Source organism: Erythrobacter donghaensis (genome assembly GCF_001557325.1).
GTDB lineage: Bacteria > Pseudomonadota > Alphaproteobacteria > Sphingomonadales > Sphingomonadaceae > Erythrobacter > Erythrobacter donghaensis_B.
The window spans coordinates 43,725-63,722 of record NZ_LSJS01000047.1; the positions used below are offsets into that span (position 1 = coordinate 43,725).

Here is a 19,998-nt window from a genome sequence, read left to right on the forward strand (position 1 = left end):
GACGGGCAAGGGCAAAGGACGACATGGCAAAGGGTGCGTTGATCGAACAAAGGCCGTGGCTGCTGGCGAGCATCGCTGCCTCGGTCGCCTACTATTTCCTGCGCGACAATCCGGTCGGCGAGGGCACCTGGGGACTTGCGCTGAAGGGCGCGAGTGTCGGGCTGCTGGCGCTCTATGCGCTGCTGCGCATCCCGCGTGGCAAGCACCGTGCAGACGGGTTCCTGCTGGTGATCGCGCTCGCGCTGGCGGCCTGCGGCGATGTCGCGATCGAGCTCGATTTCCTGATCGGCGGCGGGCTCTTCGCCGCGGCCCATGTGGTCGCGGTGGGGCTCTACCTCAGGAACCTGCACCAGCGCCCCTCGCCGGTGCAGAAGCTGATTGGAGCGGCGCTGCTGGTCGGCACCCCGCTGGCGAGCTGGCTGCTGAGCGGCAATGGCGAGATCGCGATCTATGCCGCCTTCCTCGGCGCGATGGCTTCGGCGGCATGGATGAGCCACTATCCGCGCTACCGGGTCGGCACCGGGGCGGTCCTGTTCGTCATCAGCGACTGGCTGATCTTCGCGCGGCAGGGCCCGCTCGACCTCGAGCCCGCCAACACGATCCTGATCTGGCCGCTCTACTACGCGGGCCAGATCATGATCGCGACCGGCATCATTCAGTGCATGCGGGGAGAGCAGCCCGTCAGGTGATGGGCGGCTCGCCGTCATTCGCCATTTCGGCGGCGATGGCTTCCTCGGCCGGATTTTCCGGCTCGGTGGTGTCGTCGATCAGCGCCGCGCCGACGATATGTTCGCCCTTGGCGACATCGAAGATGCGCACGCCCGACGAGCCGCGACCCGAGATCGAGAAGCCCTTGTGTTCCTCGAACCCGCCCGGCGTGAGGTGTCGCAGGTCGATCCCGAGGCGGATCAGCTTGGCCTGATCGGTGACCAGCATCAGCTGCGAGCCGTGCTTGACCGGGAAGCTCGCCACGACGGGGCCATTGCGTTCCGGATTGCTCTCGGGCGTGCCGATGTTGGTGATCCCCTGTCCCCCGCGCGCAGTGGTGCGGTATTCGTAGGCCGAGGAAATCTTGCCATAGCCATTGGCGGTGATGGTGAGGATGAACTCCTCGCCTTCCGCCATCGCAGCGACCTGCTCAGCGGGGAGGGTGGGCGCCGCCCCGTTGTTCTTCCACGCCGCCGCGCGCAGATAGGCCTCGCGGGTTTCCATGTCGGCGGTGAGCGGGTCGAGCACCGCCATTGAGACGACCTTGCCGCCCTTCTTGAGGCTCATGCCGCGCACGCCGATGCCGGTGCGGCTCTTGGTCTCGCGCGCGTCGGTGGCCGAGAAGCGGATCGCCTTGCCCGCATCGCTCGCAAGGAAGATCTGCTGGTTCTCGGTCAGCAATTGCACCCCGATCAGGCGGTCACCCGAGCCCTCGACGAAGCCCATCGCGTATTTGCCCGCAGTCGGGATGTTGGCGAAGGCGTCCATCGAATTGCGGCGGACCATGCCCTGCTCGGTGGCGAAGACGATGTTGAGATTGGCCCAGGTCGCCTCGTCCTCGGGCAGTGGGAGGACGTTGGTGACGCGCTCCTCGTCGCCCAGGGGCAGGAGGTTGACCATCGGGCGGCCCTTGGTCTGGGGGCCGCCTTCGGGGAGCTTCCACACCTTCATCCGGTAGACCCGGCCCGTGTTGGTGAAGAACAGCACGGGGTTGTGGGTCGAGGTGACGAACAATTCGACCACCGCGTCCTCGTCCTTGGTCGCCATCCCTGAGCGGCCCTTGCCGCCGCGGGCCTGGGCGCGGAAGGCATCGAGCGGGGTGCGCTTGATGTAGCCGCCGTGGGTGACAGTGACGACCATGTCCTCGCGCTCGATCAGGTCCTCGTCCTCGAGGCCATCCCATGCCGGGGCGATCTCGGACAGGCGCGGGGTGGCGTAGGTGGCGCGGATCTCTTCAAGCTCGGTGCGCATCACGCCGTAGAGCTTCACGCGGTCGGCGAGGATCGCGAGATATTCCTCGATCGAGAGCGCCAGTTCCTTGAGCTCGTCGCCGATCTCGTCGCGGCCCAGCGCGGTCAGGCGGTGGAGGCGCAGTTCGAGGATCGCCTTCACCTGCCGTTCGGACAGCTTATAGGTGCCGCCGCTTTCATCGGCATTGGGCTCGATCGCCTCGACCAGCCGGATGTATTGCGCGATGTCGCCGATCGGCCATTCCTTGGCGAGCAGACGGCTGCGGGCCTCGGCCGGGTTGCGGGCCGAGCGGATCATCGCGACGACCTCGTCGAGGTTCGAGACCGCGACCACGAGCCCGAGCAACAGATGCGCGCGTTCGCGGGCCTTGTTGAGCTCGAACTTGGTGCGGCGGGTGATGACCTCCTCGCGGAAGGCGATGAAGCTCTGCACGATGTCGCGCAGGGTGAGCACCTCCGGGCGGCCGCCGCGGATCGCCAGCATGTTGGCGGGGAAGCTCGACTGCGCGGGGGTGTGGCGCCAGATCTGGTTGAGCACGACTTCGGGGGTCGCGTCGCGCTTCAGGTCGATCACCACGCGCACGCCTTCGCGCGAGGATTCGTCGCGGATGTCGCTGATGCCCTCGATGCGCTTGTCCTTGGCGGCCTCGGCGATCTTTTCGACCAGGCCCGACTTGCCCACCTGATAGGGAATCGAGGTGAAGACGATGCTTTCGCGCCCCTCGCTCTTGGCGCCACGGGTGCTCTCGATCTCGTGCCGGCAGCGCATCAGGATCGACCCGCGCCCGGTGGTGTAGGCCATCCGCGCGCCGTGGGTGCCGAGGATTAGCGGCGCGGTGGGAAAATCGGGGCCGGGGATGAAGCGGATCAGCTCTTCCGAGGTGATGTGCGGGTTCTCGATGAAGGCGAGGCAGCCGTCGATCACTTCGCCGAGGTTGTGCGGCGGCACGTTGGTCGCCATGCCGACCGCGATCCCGCCCGCACCGTTGACGAGCAGGTTGGGGAAGCGCGCGGGCAGCACCGACGGCTCCTTGCGGGAACCATCGTAGTTGTCGGTGAAATCGACCGTGTCCTTGTCGAGATCGTCGAGCAGGCTGTTGGCCACCCGCGCCAGCCGCGCCTCGGTGTAGCGCATCGAGGCCGGGGGATCGGGGTCCATCGAGCCGAAATTGCCTTGGCCGTCGATCAGCGGCACGCGCATCGACCATGGCTGGGTCATACGGGCGAGTGCGTCGTAGATCGCCGCATCGCCGTGGGGGTGGTAGTTGCCCATAACGTCGCCGACGATCTTCGCGCTCTTGCGGTAGGGCCGCCCGGCGACAAAGCCGCCTTCCTGGCTCGCGAACAGGATGCGGCGGTGGACGGGCTTCAACCCGTCGCGCACATCGGGCAGCGCGCGCGACACGATCACGCTCATTGCATAATCGAGATAGCTCGACTTCATCTCGTCGACGATGTCGATGCGATCGAAGCCGCCCAGGGGGGCGGGCGGGGTGGAATCGAGGATGTCGCTGTCGTCGCTCAAGGTCGGGGCCGTTTCTGTGTGTGTTGGCGTGCCGTGTCAGGCGGGCCGGCCATAGCAGGGCCGGCAGGTTCCCTCCATTTAGGCACATGCCCGCAGTTTCGCCACTGCGGCACAGGAACACATCGCGAACCGGGCTCTTTTTTCCACACTTGCAGCCCGCGTTGGCGGGGCGGCGCGGGCGAGGGCATTCAAAGCCCGTTCAGCACGTGCCGCCTAGCGGCAATTGCAAATTCCGTGGGAGCCGTTCAAAGGCTTGCCCGGAAGTTCGCTGCAGGCCGCGCCGCCGATCAATCGGCTCGCCTGCGCTTCTTGTGGAGGATGCAGTGACCAATATGTCTTCGCCCCGTCGTCCGGCCCGCCTTGCGCGCCAATTCGCACTTGCCATGGCGCTTGCCGCCGGCACCGCCGTGCTCGCCGTTCCCGGTTTCGCCGATGCGGCCTATGCGCAAAAGAAGAAGAAGGGCGAGGAGGAAGCCGAAGCCGCCGGCAAGCCCGTCTACACCCCTGCCTTTGTCAAGGCCTACCAGCCACTCGACGCCAAGCTCAAGGCGCCCGGTGCCAGCATCGCTGCCTTGAAGCCCGAGATCGACGCGCTCGTTCCGCTCGCGGTCACCCCGGACGACAAGCTCGCGCTCGGCGGCATGCTGTTCAACGCCGGGATCACCGGCAAGGACCTTGCGCTTCAGCTTCAGGGCGCCGAGACAATGCTGGCAAGCGGCAAGACCAAGCCGGAGGACACCGGCCGCTACAATGTGGTAGCCTTCCAGATCGCCAATGATCTGAAGCAGTATGACAAGGCGCGCAGCTATCTCCAGAAGGCGATCGACCTCAATTACAGCGGACCGAACGTTACGGTCGCCGACCTGCAGATGAACATGGCCGAGCTCTACTTCATCGAAGGGCGCAACGAGGAAGGCCTCACCTATCTGAGCCAGGTGATCGCCCAGAGGAAGGCCGCTGGTCAGCCGGTCGACGCCAAACTCTACCGCCGCGGGGTGTCGGTCTCCTACCAGAACGAGATCGTGCCGCAGATCTATGAATTCGTCGAGCAATGGGTGGCCGACTACCCGACGCCCGAGAACTGGCGCGATGCGGTAAACCTGACGCGCAACCTCAACGATTTCGATGGCCCTGTGCTGCTCGATCTGCTGCGGCTCGGCAAGAAGGTCGGGACGCTCAAGGAGAAGAACGACTACATCTTCTACGTCGAATCCGCCGATCCCCGCCGCCTGCCGCAGGAAGTCGTGTCGGTCATCGATGACGCCTATGCCACGGGCGTGATCCCCAAGGGCAGCGACAGCTGGATCGAGGAGCAGTACAAGTCCGCAAATGGCCTGATTGCCGCCGACAAGGCCGCGCTTTCCGGGCTCGAGCGCGACGCCAACGCACCGACCGCCAAGCTGCGGACCGTCATGGCTGCGGGCGACACGTTCCTGAGCTATGGCGAATATGCCAAGGCTGCGGCTTTCTACGAGAAGAGCCTGACGCTGGCCGACGCCGACCGCGACACGTCGCTGACCCGCCTCGGCATCGCGCAAATCGGTGCGGGGAACGTCGATGCAGCGATTGCGACGTTCAAGCAGGTATCGGGCCAGCGCGCGCCGATCGCACGGCTGTGGAGCGCCTATGCCGAACAGCAAACAAAGCCGGCGATGGCTGCCGCGACCGGCAGCTGATCGGCCCGACCGGTCGTGAATACAGGCAAGAGCGCCGGGCGGACCACCGCTCCGGCGCTCTTTCCTTTTGCGCGCTACCTTAGGCGCTTCACGTAAAGCTGGCTGTCGCGCCGCTCGACCTTGAAGTTGTCGAGCGAGGCGAACAGGTCGGAGAGGCGCTTGAAGCCGTAGTTGCGCACGTCGAAGCTCGACCGGTTGCCCGCGATCTGCCCGACCTGCTGGAGCAAGGCGTAGCCTTCGTCGTCGCGCTTGGCCTCGCGGTAGGCGGCAAGGATCAGCTCCTGCAGATCGCCCACCACCGGCTTGCTGTGCGTCGGCGTGCCCGGCGCCTCGTCGCGATTGCTGGCGATCAGCTCGTCGATGTAGAGGAACCGGGTGCACACCGCCTGGAATGCCTCGGGCGTCTTCTTCTCGCCGAAGCCGTAAACCAGAATGCCGTCCTGCCGCAGCCGGGTGACCAGCGGGGTGAAGTCGCTGTCCGAGGTCATGATCCCGAAGCCGTCGACCTTGCCTTGGTAAAGGAGGTCGATGGCGTCGATCGTCATGGCCATGTCGGTCGCGTTCTTGCCCTTGGAGATGTCGAACTGCTGCTGCGGGCGGATGCCGAACTTGTTGGTGATCCTGTCCCACTTGGCGAGGTTGTCCTTGGCGAAGTTGCCATAGGCCCGGCGGATGTTGACCTGGCCGAGCTCGGCCATGACGGTCAGCACCGGATCGATCGCCTGCGGGCTGGTGTTGTCCGCATCGATCAGGAGGGCGATGTTTCTGAGGGTTGTGTCCGACATTGCGCCGCTATGCAGTCCTCCCGCATTCTTCGCAAGAATGGCAGGGGCCGCTCGGCTTGCGGGACGCCGCGCGCGCGCCTAAATGGCCCTCATGAACGACATCTCCAGTCCGCCGCAGCCGACCCCTGCCGAAGAGCGGCCCGCCCGCCAGCGCAAGCCCGACTGGATCCGAGTGCGCGCGCCGGTGAGCGAGGGCTACAACGAGACACGCCGGTTGATGCGCGAACTCAATCTCCACACCGTGTGCGAGGAAGCGGCCTGCCCCAATATCGGCGAGTGCTGGACCAAGAAGCACGCCACGGTGATGATCCTCGGCGATGTCTGCACGCGGGCCTGCGCCTTCTGCAACGTCAAGACCGGGATGCCCAAGGCGGTCGATCCCTTCGAGCCCGAGAACACCGCCATCGCCGCAGCCAAGATGGGGCTCGAACACATCGTCATCACCAGCGTCGACCGTGACGACCTGCCCGATGGCGGCGCGAGCCAGTTCGTCAAGGTGATCGAGGCACTGCGGCGCACCACCCCGAACACCACCATCGAGATCCTAACCCCCGATTTCCGCGGCAAGATGCGCCGCGCGGTCGAGATGATCTGCGAAGCGGGGCCGGACGTCTACAACCACAATCTCGAGACCGTCCCCCGGCTCTATCCCACGATCCGCCCCGGCGCGCGTTATTATGCCTCGCTGCGGCTGCTCGAGGAGGTCAAGGCGCACAATCCGCTGATCTTCACCAAGTCGGGCATCATGCTGGGCCTCGGCGAACAGCGCCTCGAGGTGCACCAGGTGATGGACGACATGCGCAGCGCCGAGGTCGATTTCATCACCATGGGGCAATACCTTCAGCCCACGCCCAAGCACGCCAAGGTCGAGGAGTTCGTCACGCCAAAGGCCTTCGCGGCCTATGGCGCCATCGCCCGGGCCAAGGGCTTCCTGCAGGTCGCATCCTCGCCGCTCACCCGTTCGAGCTACCATGCTGGGGACGATTTCGCGAAGATGCGCGCCGCACGCGAGGAGAAGCTCGCGCGGGCCGGAGCCAAGGCGCAGCTCTAGTGCCCGGCATCCGCGAAACCCGCCGGCTGCCCTACAGCGCCCAGCAGATGTTCGATCTGGTGGCGGACGTCGCGCGCTACCCCGAGTTCCTGCCCTGGGTGATCGCCACCCGCGTGCGCTCGAACAGCGAGACCGAGATGGTCGCGGACATGGTGGTGGGCTTCAAGGCGATCCGCGAGAGCTTCACCAGCCGCGTCGCCAAGACGAGGCCCAGCGAGATCGACGTCCACTATCTCGACGGGCCCTTGAGCGACCTCGACAATGTCTGGACCTTCCGTGCCGTCGACGAGCACACCTGCGAGATCGACTTCCTCGTCGACTTCACCTTCAAGAACCGCCTGTTCGAGCGGATCGCGGGACAGTATTTCGACAAGGCCTTCAGGAAGATGGTCGCGGCCTTCGAGACCCGCGCCGCGGCACTCTACGGCAGCAGCAGCTCGAGCGCGCAAAGCGTCGCCTGACGGCGGATTTCGGCGCGCCCGCCGGGGCCCTCGCCGCCGTCGAAGAACCTGAGCTCCCCCTCCGGCTCACCGGTCGCGCCGCGCACCACGCGGGCGAAGACGACCGTGCCGACCGGCTTGTGCAACGTGCCGCCGCCGGGGCCCGCAACGCCGCTGATCGCCACCGCCACATCCGCCTTCGAGCGGTCCAGCGCACCCTTGGCCATCGCCCAGGCGCAAGCGATCGAGACCGCGCCGAAGGTCTCGATGATGTCGCTCGGCACCCCGAGCATCTCCATCTTGGCTTCGTTCGAATAGGTCACGAAGCCGCGGTCGAGCACCGCCGAGGAGCCCGCGATCTCGGTGATCGCGCCGGCTACCAGCCCGCCTGTGCAGCTTTCGGCGGTGGCGATCATGCGTTCCGCCGCGGCGTTCTCGGACACCACCCGCGCGGCGAGCGCGGCGATGTCCTCGGGGAGGAGCGAGAGAGTCACGGGGCGGCCTACCGGCTCTTCGGGGCAGCGCCGCAGAGGGGCGGGTTCTTGACGTCCGTGAGCTCGACGACGAAGGCGACCAGCCCGCCGAGGTTCTCGCCCGGCAGCGGGCTCAACAATTCGACCCCGCGCTCGATCTTGCCGCAGCTCGCGGGCTTGATCTCGCCCGCGATCATCTGGCCGACGAGGGCATCGACGAAGGGGCGTAGCGCCTCTTCGGGGAGCGTCGACACTGCGGCCGCGATGTCGGTGTCCTGGCCGCTCTTGCCTGCACCGCCCTGGTCCATGAAGGTCTTGAGAAAGCGGAAGGCGCCCGGCCAGGCCTTGTCCTGCCCGTCGCGGAAGGTGGCGACCCAGGCGTCGCCCTCGCGCGCGATGAAGCCGTCGGCGGCGAAGCGGTTGCCGCAGGCGGTGCGCGCGGCGTCATAGGCCACGGGCATGACATAGACGACCGCGTCGGCAAGGTCGGCAGGCTCGACGCAGGCCTGCCGCTGCGCCTGCGCGGCGGTGGCCGAGGCGAGCGCGGTGAGGGCAAGGGCCGGGGCGATCACGGAGCGGGTCATGGCGGGTCTCCTCATGCGGTGCGGGTGACGAGTACGATGGCCTGTGCGGCGATGCCTTCGCCGCGGCCGGTGAAGCCGAGTCTCTCGGTGGTGGTGGCCTTGATGCTGACGGCGCTCTCGGCGAGCCCCATCAGGCGTGCGACCTCGGCGCGCATCGCGGGGCGGTGCGGGCCGATCTTGGGCGCCTCGCAGATCAGGGTCAGGTCGACATTGGCGACCGCGTATCCTGCGCCGCGGGCGAGGCTGACGGCGTGTTCGAGGAAGCGCCCCGAGCGCGCTCCGCGCCATTGCGGGTCGCTCGGCGGGAAGTGGGTGCCGATGTCCCCCTCGCCGACCGCGCCGAGCACCGCGTCGGTGATCGCATGGAGCGCGACGTCGGCGTCCGAGTGCCCGGCGAGCCCCTTGTCGTGCGGGATCAGCACCCCGCCGAGCCACAGCTCCTCGCCGGGCTCGAGGCGGTGGACATCGAAGCCCTGACCGATGCGGAAGGCGGGCCCGGATGCGGGGCTAGCGGAGTGGTCCATCAGGTCCTCGGCAAAGGTGATCTTCTTCAGGCGCTCGTCACCATCGACCAGCGCGACTGAACGGCCGCTGGCCATGAGCACCTGCGCATCGTCGCCCGCATCCGGAGCGCCCGGCCATGCGCGGTGGGCGGCGAGGATCGCGGGGAAGCGGAAGGCCTGCGGGGTCTGGACGCGGCGCAGGCTCTCGCGCTGCGCCTTGCCGGTCATCACACCGCCGTCGCCCGCCACCGCGAGGCTGTCGACCACGGGCAGCACCGGGATCGCGCCGGGGTGCTCGTCCAGCGCCGCCAGCAGCCGGGCGATCACCGCGCGGGGGAGGTCGGGGCGGGCGGCATCGTGGATCAGGACGCGCTCGGGGCCGTCACCCGCCAAGGCCTCGAGCCCGGCGCGCACCGACTCCTGCCGGGTCGCGCCGCCGTGGACGAAGCGCAGACCTTCAAGCCCTTCGAGCGCCGCTCTTGCGCCCTCTTCGGCCTCGGGGCTTACCACCGTTACGATCACATCCGCACCCGCGAGTGCAAGGGCCTCGATCGACCAGCGGATGATGGGTTTCCCCTTTAACACCCTGTATTGTTTAGGAATATCGCCACCTACGCGCAGACCCTTGCCCGCGGCTACCACAATCGCGGCAAACGGGGGGAGGGGGGCGTCGGGGTCCATCGCGGCCTTCGCTTAGGCACTGGACGCGCTTTCGGCAATCCACTATGCGCCTGCCCATATTTTAGGCACCACCTGCAAGATGACCCCGCTCCCCCCTCCGCCGGCCCTCAAGCCGATCGCCATCGGCCCCGTCACGGTCGCCGAGCCGGTGATTCTCGCGCCGATGACCGGCGTCACCGACATGCCGTTCCGCACGCTGGTGCGCCGCTACGGCTCGGGCCTCAACGTCACCGAGATGGTCGCGAGCGAGGCGGCGATCCGCGAGACCCGCGTCAGCACGCAGAAAACCGCGTGGGACCGGATCGAGGAGCCGGTCTCGATGCAGCTGGTCGGCTGCGACCCTGCCAGCATGGCCGAGGCCGCCAAGATCCAGGAAGGCAACGGCGCGGCGATCATCGACATCAACTTCGGCTGCCCCGTCCGCAAGGTCGTCGGCCAGTTCGCCGGCTCGGCGCTGATGCGCGAGGTGCCGCTCGCGGTGCGGCTGATGGAGGCGACCGTCAAGGCGGTGAAGGTGCCGGTCACGGTCAAGATGCGCATGGGCTGGGATCACCAGAGCCTCAACGCACCCGAACTCGCCCGCATTGCCGAGGATCTCGGCGTGCAGATGATCACGGTCCACGGCCGCACCCGCAACCAGATGTACAAGGGGAGCGCCGACTGGGCCTTCATCCGCCGCGTCAAGGAAGCGGTCAACATCCCCGTCATCGTCAATGGCGACATCTGCACCATCGAAGACGCCGCCAAGGCGATGGAGCAATCGGGCGCCGACGGGTTGATGATCGGGCGCGGTGCCTATGGCAAGCCGTGGCTGCTCGGCCAGGTGATGCATTGGTGGCGCACCGGCGAGGCGCGCCACACGCCCGGAATGAACGAGCAATATGCCCTCGTCGTCGAGCACTACGACCGGATGCTCGATCACTACGGCCGCGAGACGGGCGTGAAGATGGCGAGGAAGCACCTCGGGTGGTACACCAAGGGCCTCCACGGCTCGGCCGAGTTCCGCAACCGGGTCAACTTCATCGACGATGCCGCCACGGTGCTCTCCGAGATCGAGCGCTTCTATGCGCCCTTCCTGATGCAGCAGGCCGCCTGAACGTGGCGAGCGTCCAGGCTGAACCGGACAGCACCGCGCCCCGCCCGGATGCGCGGGCGCAGCTGTCCGGGCTGATCTTCGCGCTGATCCTGATCGACGCCGAGGGCTGCATCGCCGAGGTCAATCACGCCGCCGAAGACCTGCTCGGCACCAGCGCGGTGCGCCTCATCGGTACGCGGCTGACCGAGCGCATCGGGCCGCTCGATCCGCGGGTCGAGGCGCGGCTGCTCGCCAGCGAGGAAGCCCTGGTCGCGCGCGACCTGGCGATCCGCGTCGGCCCGCAGGAGATCCGCATCAACCTCACCGCTTCGCCGCTGGGCGGCTACCCGGGTTGGCGGGTGGTGACGCTCTCGCAGATCGGCCATGACGATGCCGCCAACCCCGGCAATGGCGAGGCGATGCTGGGCGCCCCCGCGGTGCTGGCGCACGAGATCAAGAACCCGCTCGCAGCGATCCGCGGGGCGGGGCAGCTCGCGGCGCGCAAGCTGCCGCATGCCGACAAGAAGCTCGCCAAGATGATCACCGACGAGGTCGACCGCATCGCCCGGCTGATCGACCGGATGCAGCAACTGGGCAGCACCCGCACCGCCTCGGTCGATCCGTGCAACCCGCATGAGGCGATCCGCGCCGCGGTCGCGACCATGCGCGCGGCGGGCAGCGCGCTGGGCGAGATCGAGATCCGCGAGGAGTTCGACCCCTCGCTCCCCCCGGTGCTGGCGAACCGCGACGCGCTCGAACAGGTGCTGATCAACCTTGTCTCCAATGCCCGCGATGCGGCGCTGGCGGGGGCACCGAAGGGCGGGCTGGTCATCGTCCAGACGCGCTTCGTCAGCGGGCTTGCCTTCAGCGCGATCCGCAACGGGCGCGCGGTGCCGCTGCCGATCGAGATCACCGTCTCGGACAATGGCCCGGGCATCGACCCGGCCTTGCGCGACCACGTGTTCGAGCCCTTCGTCTCGTCCAAGCCTTCGGGGCAGGGCCTCGGGCTGCCGCTGGTGAGGAAGCTGGTGCGCGACATGAACGGCAATGTCAGCCATGACCGCGACGCGCGCGCCGGGCTCACCAATTTCCGCCTGCACCTGCCGCAGGCACCGGACGCGGCCTGATGGGACAAGCAGCTGACCCGATCCTGCTGGTCGAGGATGACATCGCGATCGCCACGGTGATCATCGCCGCGCTCGAGGACGAGGGCTTCGCGATTGCCCACTGCACCGGCATCGCCGCGCGCGACAAGCTGCTCGCCACGCGGCGCTTTGCGGTGATGCTGACCGACGTGATCCTCGAGGATGGCGACGGGCTCGCCAGCCTCTCCGCGGTGCGCGAACGCGCGCCCGACATGCCGGTGATCGTGCTCTCGGCGCAGAACACGCTCGATACCGCAGTGCGCGCGAGCGAGAGCGAGGCCTTCGAATATTTCCCCAAGCCCTTCGATCTCGACGAGCTGGTTCACGCCGTGCGGCAGGCGGCGGGCGCGCGCGCGCCCTCGGCCGAGGACACCAGCGCGGCGATCCCGGGCGAGGGCGAGCGCATGCCGCTGGTCGGACGCAGCCCGGCGATGCAGGGCGTCTACCGCATGATCACGCGGGTGCTGCGCAACGACCTCACCGTGCTCGTCACCGGGGAGAGCGGCACCGGCAAGGAACTGGTCGCCGAGGCGATCCACGAACTCGGCAATCGCCGCACCGGGCCCTTCGTTGCGGTCAACACCGCCGCGATCCCCGCCGACCTCGTCGAAAGCGAGCTGTTCGGGCATGAAAAGGGCGCCTTTACCGGGGCCATCGCGCAGGCAATCGGCAAGTTCGAGCAGGCGAACGGCGGCACGCTGTTCCTCGACGAGATCGGCGACATGCCCGCCGAGGCCCAGACGCGGCTGCTGCGCGCGCTCCAATCGGGGCGCATCCGGCGGGTCGGCGGGCGGCAGGAGATCGCGGTCAATGTCCGCATCATCGCCGCCACCAACCGCGACCTCACCCCGATGATCGCCGCGGGCACCTTCCGCGAGGACCTGTTCTACCGCTTGAATGTGGTGCCGATCGTGCTGCCGCCCCTGCGCGAGCGGCGCGAGGACATCGCCGCGCTCGCCCAGCACTTCCTCGTGCTCGCCGCCGAGGACGGCTTGCCGCGCCGGGTGCTCAGCCCCGAGGCGATCGAGCGGCTCGAGGGGCGCGCGTGGCGCGGCAATGTGCGCGAGCTGCGCAATGTCGTCTATCGCCTCGCGCTGATGGCGCGCGAGGAGCGGATCGATGCAGACGCCGTGGGCGACATCATCGGCCCCGAGATCGCGCCTGCCAGCGTGCCGCAGGATAGCGGGCAGGGCGGCTTCGGCGCGGCGCTGGCGGGCTGGCTCGCCGCCGAAAGCCCGCCGCCGGGCGCGCTCTACCATCGCGCGCTCGCCGCCTTCGAGAAGCCGCTGATCGAATATGCGCTGGGACGCACCGGGGGCAATCAGCTGCGCGCGGCGCAGCTGCTCGGGATCAACCGCAACACCCTGCGCAAGCGGATCGGCGAGCTGGGGCTGGAGCCGGAGCGTTTCTCCCCCGCCTGATCGGCGCGCGCGGGGCACGAAGCGTCGCACATCCGCAGGTTTTGCGCTGCGCGGTCTTGCAAATCGGCCACACCATTGTTGTAAAGCGGCAACGATGGCGCAACTTCCACCCAAATCCCCGCGTCCGGCCCTGCGCCAGCCCCCGCACTGGTGGCGGCGGCTGCTGCTTGCGGGGCGCCAGGCGAATCTCTTCGCCTGGCTCGAAGGCGCTGCGGTGATCGCTCTGGGCGGCGCGATTGCCGCCACCTGGACGACCTACGGGCGCACCGCGGCGGCCGACGACCTGCTGCCGACGATGCAGGCCTCGGTGCTGCTCATGGCGACGCTGGTGCCGGCGATGGCGCTGCTGGTGCTGATCGGCCGCCGTCTGGCGCTGCGCCGTGCGGCGGGGAGCACCGCGCGCCTGCACGTGCGCCTCGTGTTCTTCTTCTCGATGGTTGCCGCGCTGCCGACGTTGCTGGTCGCGGGCTTTGCCGCCTTCCTGTTCCAGACCGGGGTCGATTTCTGGTTCTCCGACGAATCGCGCGGGCTGATGGAGAACGCCAACGCGCTGGCGCAGAACTATTACGATGCCAACCAGCGCGACGTCGAACAGAACACCGTCACCATGGCGACCGACCTACGCGACACGCTGGCGCGGGTGCCGATTACCGATCCCGACTTCCCTGATTTCTATGCCTACCAGGCCCAGGCCCGCGAGATTTCCGAAAGCGCGATCCTTCAGCGGATGAAGGACGGCAGCTTCCGCACCGCCGCCGCGCTCGATCTCTCCGAGGGCAACAGCCCGCTCGCCTTCAGCCGCGCCGCGCTCCCACGGCTCGACCGCGGCGAGCTTGCCGTGGTGGTCGGCAGCCCCGAGCGGATCGAGGCGCTGGTGCCGATCGACGCGCAGACCGGGGTCTATCTCTACAACGCGCGGACCACCGAGGAGACGATGTTCAACTCGTGGTCGCGCGCGCAGTCGATCGTCACCGCCTATGACCGGCTGACGGGGAGCGCGCGCGCGCTCCAGCTGCGTTTCAACATCGCGCTGGTCGCGGTGAGCCTCTTGCTGGTGGGCCTCGCGATCTGGTTCGGCTTGCGCTTTGCCGACCGTCAGGTCGAGCCGCTCACCGACCTCGTGGGCGCGGCGCGCAAGGTGGGGCAGGGCAACTTCGCGCTCCGGCTCGAGGGGCGCACCGGGGCGGACGAGATCGGGCTCCTGAACCGCGCCTTCAACCGCATGACCGCGCAGCTCGAGAAGCAGACCCAGGCGCTGGTCAGCGCCAATCGCCAGATCGACGACCGCCGCGCCTTCACCGAGGCCGTGCTCGAATCGGTGACCGCTGGGGTGGTCTCGGTCGATGGCGAGGCGCGGGTGACGTTGATGAATTCCTCGGCGCAGGCGCTGCTGGCGCATGACGGGCTGCCCGCCGACCTGATCGGCCAGTCGCTGGAGACCCTCGCCCCCGAACTCGCCCGCATCCTCGCCGAGGGCAAGGAGCGCGCGATCGTCACCCACGCCAAGCGCACCGACCTCCTGACGCTCGCGGTCAAGGTTGCGCCCGGGACCGGCGAGGGCCACGTGATCACCTTCGAGGACATCACCCGCCAGCTGCTCGACCAGCGCCAGGCCGCCTGGTCCGACGTCGCCCGCCGCATCGCGCACGAGATCAAGAACCCGCTCACCCCGATCCAGCTCGCCACCGAACGCCTCAAGCGCCGCTACCGCACCCAGGTCGCCGACGCGGACCGCGACCTGTTCGACGACCTCACCAGCACCATCGTCCGCCAGGTCGGCGATCTTCGCACCATGGTCGACGAGTTCTCCTCCTTCGCGCGGCTGCCCAAGCCGGTGTTCCGCGACGAGGATGCGCTCGATCTGGTGCGCCAGGCGGTGTTCCTGCAGGAAGTCGCGCACTCGGGCATCGCCTTCAGCGTCTCCTCCGCGGAATTGATCGACCGCGAGATCCGCTGCGACCGCCACCAGTTCGGCCAGGCGATGACCAACGTGCTCAAGAACGCGGTCGAGGCGGTCGAGGCGCGCGCGGCAGAGGCCAAGGGCGCCTATGCCGGCGAGATCGCCGTCACCATGAAGGATGCCGGCGAGGCAATCGTCGTCATCATCGAGGACAACGGCATCGGCCTTCCCGCCAATCCCGAACGCCTCACTCAGCCCTATGTCACCACCCGCGAGAAGGGCACCGGCCTCGGCCTCGCGATCGTCAACAAGATCGTCGACGAGCATGGCGGCGACATGAGCTTCGCCAGCAGCCCCAGCGGCGGCACCCGCGTATCCCTGAGCTTCGCGCGCAATCCCAATCCAATTGAAGGCGGGAGCGCATGATCCCGCTTTCGCTCTCCCCGAACCCACCCGCAGAAGGAGCCGCCCGATGGCGCTCGAAATCCTGATCGTCGACGATGAACGCGATATCCGCGAGCTGGTGGCCGGCGTCCTCGGTGACGAGGGCTATGCCTGCCGCACCGCCGCCGACAGCACCGAGGCTCTCGCGCTGATCGACGAACGCCGCCCCTCGCTGGTGCTGCTCGACGTGTGGCTTCACGGCAGCGCGATGGACGGGCTCGAGCTGCTCGATGCGATCAAGGCGCGCGAGCCGAACCTGCCGGTCATCATCTTCTCGGGCCACGGCAATATCGACACCGCGGTCGCCGCGGTCGGCCGCGGGGCAATGGACTTCATCGAAAAGCCCTTCGAGGCCGAGCGGCTGCTGCTCCTCGTCGAGCGCGCGACCGAGACCGACCGCCTGCGCCGCGAGAACTCGCGTCTGCGCGAAGGGAGCTGGGGCAGCGCCGAATTCACCGGCAATTCGCCCGCCATCAACGCCGTGCGCGCGACCTTGAAGCGCGTCGCCAGCACCGGCAGCCGGGTGCTGATCTCGGGCCCGGCGGGGGCGGGCAAGGAGGTCGCCGCGCGCCTGCTCCACGCGTGGAGCACGCGCGCCAACGGCGCCTTCGTGCTGGTGAACTCCGCCCGCATCACGCCCGAGCGCTTCGAGCAGGAGCTGTTCGGCGAGGAAGTGAACGGCAAGCAGGTGCGCCCCGGCCTGCTCGAACTCGCCGATGGCGGCACGCTCTATCTCGACGAGATCGCCGACATGCCGCTCTCCACCCAGGCGCGCATCCTCAGGGTGCTGACCGACCAGAGCTTCGTGCGCGTCGGCGGCACCCGGCAGATCGGAGTGGACGTGCGGGTCGTATCCTCGACCACCCGCGACCTCACCGTCGAGATGGCCGAGAAGCGTTTTCGCGAAGACCTGTTCTACCGGCTCAACGTGGTGCCGGTGACGATCCCCTCGCTCGCCCAGCGCCGCGAGGACATCCCCGCGCTCGCCGAGCATTTCTTCACCCGCTATTCGAACGATCAGGGCCTTGCCCCGCCGGAGATTTCAGCCGAGGCGATGGCCGCGCTCCAGGCCTATGACTGGCCGGGCAATGTCCGCCAGCTGCGCAACGTGGTCGAACGCACCATCATCATGACCCCGCGCGAACGGCTCGGCACGGTCGAGCCCGACATGCTGCCGCCCGAGATCATCGGCGGCCAGATCGGGATGGCGAGCGACAGCCTGACCGCGATCATGGGCGTTCCCTTGCGCGAGGCGCGGGTGAGCTTCGAGCGCGAATATCTCTCGATCCAGATCCGGCGCTTCTCGGGCAACATCTCCAAGACCGCGAGCTTCATCGGCATGGAACGCTCGGCGCTGCACCGCAAGCTGAAGCTGCTCGGCATGGCCGACCGGCGCGACGAGGAGGATTGAGCGGCAGGCGCGCGCATGGAGGCGACAGGATAGCAATTCGCGGCAAAAACAAGCCTTGTCGCGCAAGCGTGCAAGCGCCATTATGTGTCGCATCACGGTCGCCATCCCCCGCTCTTTTTGTGCGGCGACCGGAACCCTGCGGACCGGCGTACAAGCCGGCCGCCAAGAACAGGAGCCACGACCATGTCCAGCGGGCGAACGCTCTCTCCCCGTCCGATCTCCCGGCCTGCCGCGCCTGCCGAAAGCGATGGCAAGAGCAGCGGCACCCCGGCCCGGCTCGGCGGCAACCTTCAGGACGCCTTCCTAAACCTGCTGCGCAAGAACAAGATCCCGGTCACCATGTTCCTGGTGAAGGGCGTCAAGCTGCAGGGCATCGTCACCTGGTTCGACAATTTCTCGATCCTGCTGCGCCGCGACGGCCAGTCGCAGCTGGTCTACAAGCACGCGATCAGCACGATCATGCCGGGCACCTCGCTCGATCCGGCGCAGTTCGGCAGTCAGCCCGGCGGCAAGAAGCAGAAGCAGCTGCAGGACATCTTCCTCAGCCGCGTTGCCGAGGCCGAAGTTCAGGTCACGATGTTCCTTGTGAACGGTGTGATGCTGCAGGGGCGAATTGCCGCCTATGACCTGTTCTGTATGCTGCTCGAGCGCGACGGCGCGGTGCAGCTTGCCTACAAGCACGCCGTCTCCACCATCCAGCCCGCCAGTCCGGTCGACCTCAGCGTCGATGATGACGACGGCGATGACGACGACGGGATAGACGACTGAGTTTCGACAGCGAGTTTCAGGACGAGGTGACCCGCGGCGCGCGGGCCCTCGTGCTGTGCCCCGACATCCGCGCGCTGCGCTACGATCTCGATCCGGCCGAGCGCCTGGCCGAGGCCGAGGGGCTGGCGCTCGCGATCGGCGTGGTGATCGCCCACTCAGCGGTGCTCCCGGTGCGCCAGATGCAGCCCAACACGCTGTTCGGCTCGGGGCAGGTCGAGAACATCGGCATCTGGTGCGAGCAGCATGAGGCCGAGCTGGTGATCGTCGACGGCGCGCTCACCCCGATCCAGCAGCGCAACCTCGAGGATCGGCTGAAGCGCAAGGTGATCGACCGTACGGGGCTGATCTTGGAAATTTTCGGCGAGCGCGCCGCGACGGCCGAGGGCCGCCTGCAGGTCGAGCTGGCGCATCTCGATTACCAGCAGAGCCGTCTGGTGCGCAGCTGGACTCACCTCGAACGCCAGCGCGGCGGCTTCGGCTTTCTCGGCGGCCCGGGCGAGACTCAGATCGAGGCCGACCGCCGGATGATCCGCCAGCGCATGGGCCGCCTGCGCCGCGAGCTCGAACAGGTGAGGAAGACCCGTGCCCTCCACCGCGACCGGCGGGGAAGGGCCCCCTGGCCGGTGGTTGCGCTGGTGGGCTACACCAATGCGGGCAAGTCCACGCTGTTCAACCGGTTGACCGGCGCCGAGGTGATGGCCGAGGATCTGCTGTTCGCGACGCTCGATCCGACGATGCGCGCGATCGGCCTGCCGGGGGTGGAAAAGGCGATCCTGTCCGACACCGTGGGCTTCATCTCCGACTTGCCGACGCAATTGGTCGCCGCCTTCCGGGCGACGCTGGAAGAAGTGACCGCGGCCGACGTGATCTGCCACGTGCGCGACATGGCCAACCCCTCGCACGCCGCGCAGAAGAAGCAGGTGCTCGAGGTGCTGGCCGATCTCGATGTGGTCGACGCCGAGACCGGATCGAGCAGCATCCCGATCCTCGAAGTGTGGAACAAGTGCGACCTGCTGGACGCTGAATCGCTTGGCGAATTGCGCGAGGCGGCCGAAGGGCAGGGGGCGGTGATCCTCTCCGCTGCAACCGGGCAGGGGGTGGGCGAGCTCGAGGCCGAACTGGCGCGGCTGCTGACGGGCGGCGCGCGCGAGGTGAGCTTCCTTCTGCCGGTGAGCGATGGCCGCCGCATCGCCTGGCTCCACGCGCATGGCGACGTGCTCGCCGATGATGATGGCGGAGAGGGCGAGGCGGGCCCGATGCGGCGGCTGACCGTGCGGCTCAACCCCAAGGGATTGGGCCAGTTCTCAAGCCTTTGAGGCGGCCTTCTCAGCCTGTTTCACCTTTTGCCAATAGGCCTCCTGCGCCTCGAGCGAGAGCTGCGGGAAATCCTCTCCGTCGGCGGTCGCAAGGCGTTCCATCGCCCGGAACCGCCGTTCGAACTTGGCGTTGGCGGCGCGCAGGGCCTCTTCGGCATCGACTCCGTAGCGGCGCACGATGTTGACCGCCACGAACAGCACGTCGCCGGCCTCCATCAGCCGGTCCGCATCATCCGCTTCCTCGAGTTCCTGCAATTCTTCCAGCAACTTGTCGCGCGGACCTTTGACATCGTGCCACTCGAAACCGACCCGGGCTGCGCGCTTCTGCAGCTTTTCCGAACGCAGCAGCGCCGGGAGCGCGCGGGCGACGCCGTCCATTGCGCTTTGGGCACCGGCGCGGGCGCGTTCGCCCGCCTTGAGGTCTTCCCAGCGGGCATTGTCCATCGTGCCGGTCTCGTCGCCGAAGATGTGCGGGTGACGCGCTTCCATCTTGTCGGCGATGGTTGCGGCGACATCGTCGAAGCCGAACAGTCCGGCTTCCTCGGCCATGCGGGCATGGAACACGACCTGGAGCAAGAGGTCGCCGAGCTCGACCTTGAGCTCGGCCATGTCACCGCGCTCGATCGCGTCGGCAACCTCGTAGGCTTCCTCGATCGTGTAAGGCGCGATGGTGGCGAAGTTCTGGGCGAGATCCCATTCGCATCCGTGCTGCGGATCGCGCAGACGCGCCATGATCGCGCGCAATCGTTCGATAGGGGGCTGATGGGGGGCTTGGTTCATCCCGGTCCTTGTCTCTGCAATTTAGACAAGACACTATTTCCGCTAGATAGAGATGTCACTGC

17 protein-coding genes are annotated in these 19,998 nt (G+C 67.7%); 11 read left to right on the top strand and 6 right to left on the bottom strand.

Annotated features, from left to right (window positions below; all coding sequences use genetic code 11):
* Window positions 1–23: 23 nt before the first annotated feature.
* Complete coding sequence (locus AX692_RS01435) at window positions 24–689, top strand: lysoplasmalogenase family protein (protein ID WP_073973583.1); 666 nt, start codon at window positions 24–26, stop codon at window positions 687–689.
* On the opposite strand, the gene gyrA is transcribed toward AX692_RS01435, so the two are convergent.
* Entirely contained in the window at window positions 682–3,483 is a 2,802-nt protein-coding gene (gene gyrA, locus AX692_RS01440; RefSeq protein ID WP_073973582.1) for a DNA gyrase subunit A, read from the bottom strand. The genes AX692_RS01435 and gyrA overlap by 8 nt on opposite strands.
* A 323-nt stretch (window positions 3,484–3,806) precedes the next feature.
* On the opposite strand from gyrA, the gene AX692_RS01445 reads away from it, so the two are divergent.
* The gene (locus AX692_RS01445) at window positions 3,807–5,159 is read left to right on the top strand and encodes a tetratricopeptide repeat protein (RefSeq protein WP_196490104.1); all 1,353 of its coding nucleotides are present in this window, start codon (window positions 3,807–3,809) and stop codon (window positions 5,157–5,159) included.
* 74 nt (window positions 5,160–5,233) lie between these two features.
* Here the strand turns inward: AX692_RS01445 and AX692_RS01450 are convergent, their stop codons facing one another.
* Window positions 5,234–5,944, bottom strand: coding sequence for an NYN domain-containing protein (locus AX692_RS01450; protein WP_073973580.1), 711 nt, complete (start codon window positions 5,942–5,944; stop codon window positions 5,234–5,236).
* Between the two features lie 82 nt (window positions 5,945–6,026).
* On the opposite strand from AX692_RS01450, the gene lipA reads away from it, so the two are divergent.
* Window positions 6,027–6,995, top strand: coding sequence for a lipoyl synthase (gene lipA / locus AX692_RS01455; protein WP_073973579.1), 969 nt, complete (start codon window positions 6,027–6,029; stop codon window positions 6,993–6,995).
* Complete coding sequence (locus AX692_RS01460; RefSeq protein ID WP_073973578.1) at window positions 6,995–7,456, top strand: type II toxin-antitoxin system RatA family toxin; 462 nt, start codon at window positions 6,995–6,997, stop codon at window positions 7,454–7,456. Before lipA ends, AX692_RS01460 begins: the two co-directional genes overlap by 1 nt.
* On the opposite strand, the gene AX692_RS01465 is transcribed toward AX692_RS01460, so the two are convergent.
* From AX692_RS01465 to AX692_RS01475, 3 genes are read right to left on the bottom strand one after another with little or no spacing between them, the layout of a single operon-like run.
* Window positions 7,417–7,929 carry a CinA family protein gene (locus AX692_RS01465; protein ID WP_073973577.1) on the bottom strand — a complete coding sequence of 171 codons (513 nt, stop codon included), beginning with the start codon at window positions 7,927–7,929 and terminating at the stop codon, window positions 7,417–7,419. The two genes, AX692_RS01460 and AX692_RS01465, sit on opposite strands and share 40 nt — an antisense overlap.
* A gap of 8 nt (window positions 7,930–7,937) precedes the next feature.
* Window positions 7,938–8,492: a hypothetical protein gene (locus AX692_RS01470; protein WP_073973576.1), complete on the bottom strand. Its 555-nt coding sequence runs from the start codon at window positions 8,490–8,492 to the stop codon at window positions 7,938–7,940.
* Window positions 8,493–8,503: 11 nt separating this feature from the next.
* Entirely contained in the window at window positions 8,504–9,676 is a 1,173-nt protein-coding gene (locus AX692_RS01475) for a bifunctional 2-C-methyl-D-erythritol 4-phosphate cytidylyltransferase/2-C-methyl-D-erythritol 2,4-cyclodiphosphate synthase (RefSeq protein ID WP_073977378.1), read from the bottom strand.
* 79 nt (window positions 9,677–9,755) lie between these two features.
* Between AX692_RS01475 and dusB the strand changes: the two genes are divergently transcribed.
* The 7 genes from dusB (at window position 9,756) to hflX (ending at window position 19,156) form a co-directional block, all read left to right on the top strand.
* Window positions 9,756–10,772: a tRNA dihydrouridine synthase DusB gene (gene dusB, locus AX692_RS01480; RefSeq protein WP_073973291.1), complete on the top strand. Its 1,017-nt coding sequence runs from the start codon at window positions 9,756–9,758 to the stop codon at window positions 10,770–10,772.
* Between the two features lie 2 nt (window positions 10,773–10,774).
* The gene (locus tag AX692_RS01485) at window positions 10,775–11,878 is read left to right on the top strand and encodes a two-component system sensor histidine kinase NtrB (RefSeq protein ID WP_073973292.1); all 1,104 of its coding nucleotides are present in this window, start codon (window positions 10,775–10,777) and stop codon (window positions 11,876–11,878) included.
* The gene (locus tag AX692_RS01490) at window positions 11,878–13,317 is read left to right on the top strand and encodes a sigma-54-dependent transcriptional regulator (protein ID WP_073973293.1); all 1,440 of its coding nucleotides are present in this window, start codon (window positions 11,878–11,880) and stop codon (window positions 13,315–13,317) included. Before AX692_RS01485 ends, AX692_RS01490 begins: the two co-directional genes overlap by 1 nt.
* 94 nt (window positions 13,318–13,411) lie before the next feature.
* Window positions 13,412–15,643 carry an ATP-binding protein gene (locus AX692_RS01495; RefSeq protein ID WP_073973294.1) on the top strand — a complete coding sequence of 744 codons (2,232 nt, stop codon included), beginning with the start codon at window positions 13,412–13,414 and terminating at the stop codon, window positions 15,641–15,643.
* 46 nt (window positions 15,644–15,689) lie between these two features.
* Window positions 15,690–17,072 carry a sigma-54-dependent transcriptional regulator gene (locus AX692_RS01500; protein ID WP_073977379.1) on the top strand — a complete coding sequence of 461 codons (1,383 nt, stop codon included), beginning with the start codon at window positions 15,690–15,692 and terminating at the stop codon, window positions 17,070–17,072.
* 183 nt (window positions 17,073–17,255) lie between these two features.
* Window positions 17,256–17,840, top strand: a complete 585-nt coding sequence (gene hfq, locus AX692_RS01505) for an RNA chaperone Hfq (RefSeq protein WP_073973601.1) — start codon at window positions 17,256–17,258, stop codon at window positions 17,838–17,840.
* A gap of 26 nt (window positions 17,841–17,866) precedes the next feature.
* On the top strand, window positions 17,867–19,156 hold the full coding sequence (hflX, locus tag AX692_RS01510) for a GTPase HflX (RefSeq protein ID WP_073977380.1): 1,290 nt from the start codon (window positions 17,867–17,869) through the stop codon (window positions 19,154–19,156).
* On the opposite strand, the gene mazG is transcribed toward hflX, so the two are convergent.
* Window positions 19,145–19,936 carry a nucleoside triphosphate pyrophosphohydrolase gene (gene mazG / locus AX692_RS01515; protein WP_073974465.1) on the bottom strand — a complete coding sequence of 264 codons (792 nt, stop codon included), beginning with the start codon at window positions 19,934–19,936 and terminating at the stop codon, window positions 19,145–19,147. The two genes, hflX and mazG, sit on opposite strands and share 12 nt — an antisense overlap.
* Window positions 19,937–19,998 lie beyond the last annotated feature (62 nt).

Bases quoted from the DNA above. Each gene is read 5' to 3' on its own strand.
- AX692_RS01435 (WP_073973583.1), top strand. From the start codon at position 24: ATGGCAAAGGGTGCGTTGATCGAACAAAGGCCGTGGCTGCTGGCGAGC.
- AX692_RS01450 (WP_073973580.1), bottom strand. From the start codon at position 5,944: ATGTCGGACACAACCCTCAGAAACATCGCCCTCCTGATCGATGCGGAC.
- lipA (WP_073973579.1), top strand. From the start codon at position 6,027: ATGGCCCTCATGAACGACATCTCCAGTCCGCCGCAGCCGACCCCTGCC.
- AX692_RS01470 (WP_073973576.1), bottom strand. From the start codon at position 8,492: ATGACCCGCTCCGTGATCGCCCCGGCCCTTGCCCTCACCGCGCTCGCC.
- AX692_RS01475 (WP_073977378.1), bottom strand. From the start codon at position 9,676: ATGGACCCCGACGCCCCCCTCCCCCCGTTTGCCGCGATTGTGGTAGCC.
- dusB (WP_073973291.1), top strand. From the start codon at position 9,756: ATGACCCCGCTCCCCCCTCCGCCGGCCCTCAAGCCGATCGCCATCGGC.
- AX692_RS01490 (WP_073973293.1), top strand. From the start codon at position 11,878: ATGGGACAAGCAGCTGACCCGATCCTGCTGGTCGAGGATGACATCGCG.
- AX692_RS01495 (WP_073973294.1), top strand. From the start codon at position 13,412: ATGGCGCAACTTCCACCCAAATCCCCGCGTCCGGCCCTGCGCCAGCCC.
- AX692_RS01500 (WP_073977379.1), top strand. From the start codon at position 15,690: ATGGCGCTCGAAATCCTGATCGTCGACGATGAACGCGATATCCGCGAG.
- hfq (WP_073973601.1), top strand. From the start codon at position 17,256: ATGTCCAGCGGGCGAACGCTCTCTCCCCGTCCGATCTCCCGGCCTGCC.
- mazG (WP_073974465.1), bottom strand. From the start codon at position 19,936: ATGAACCAAGCCCCCCATCAGCCCCCTATCGAACGATTGCGCGCGATC.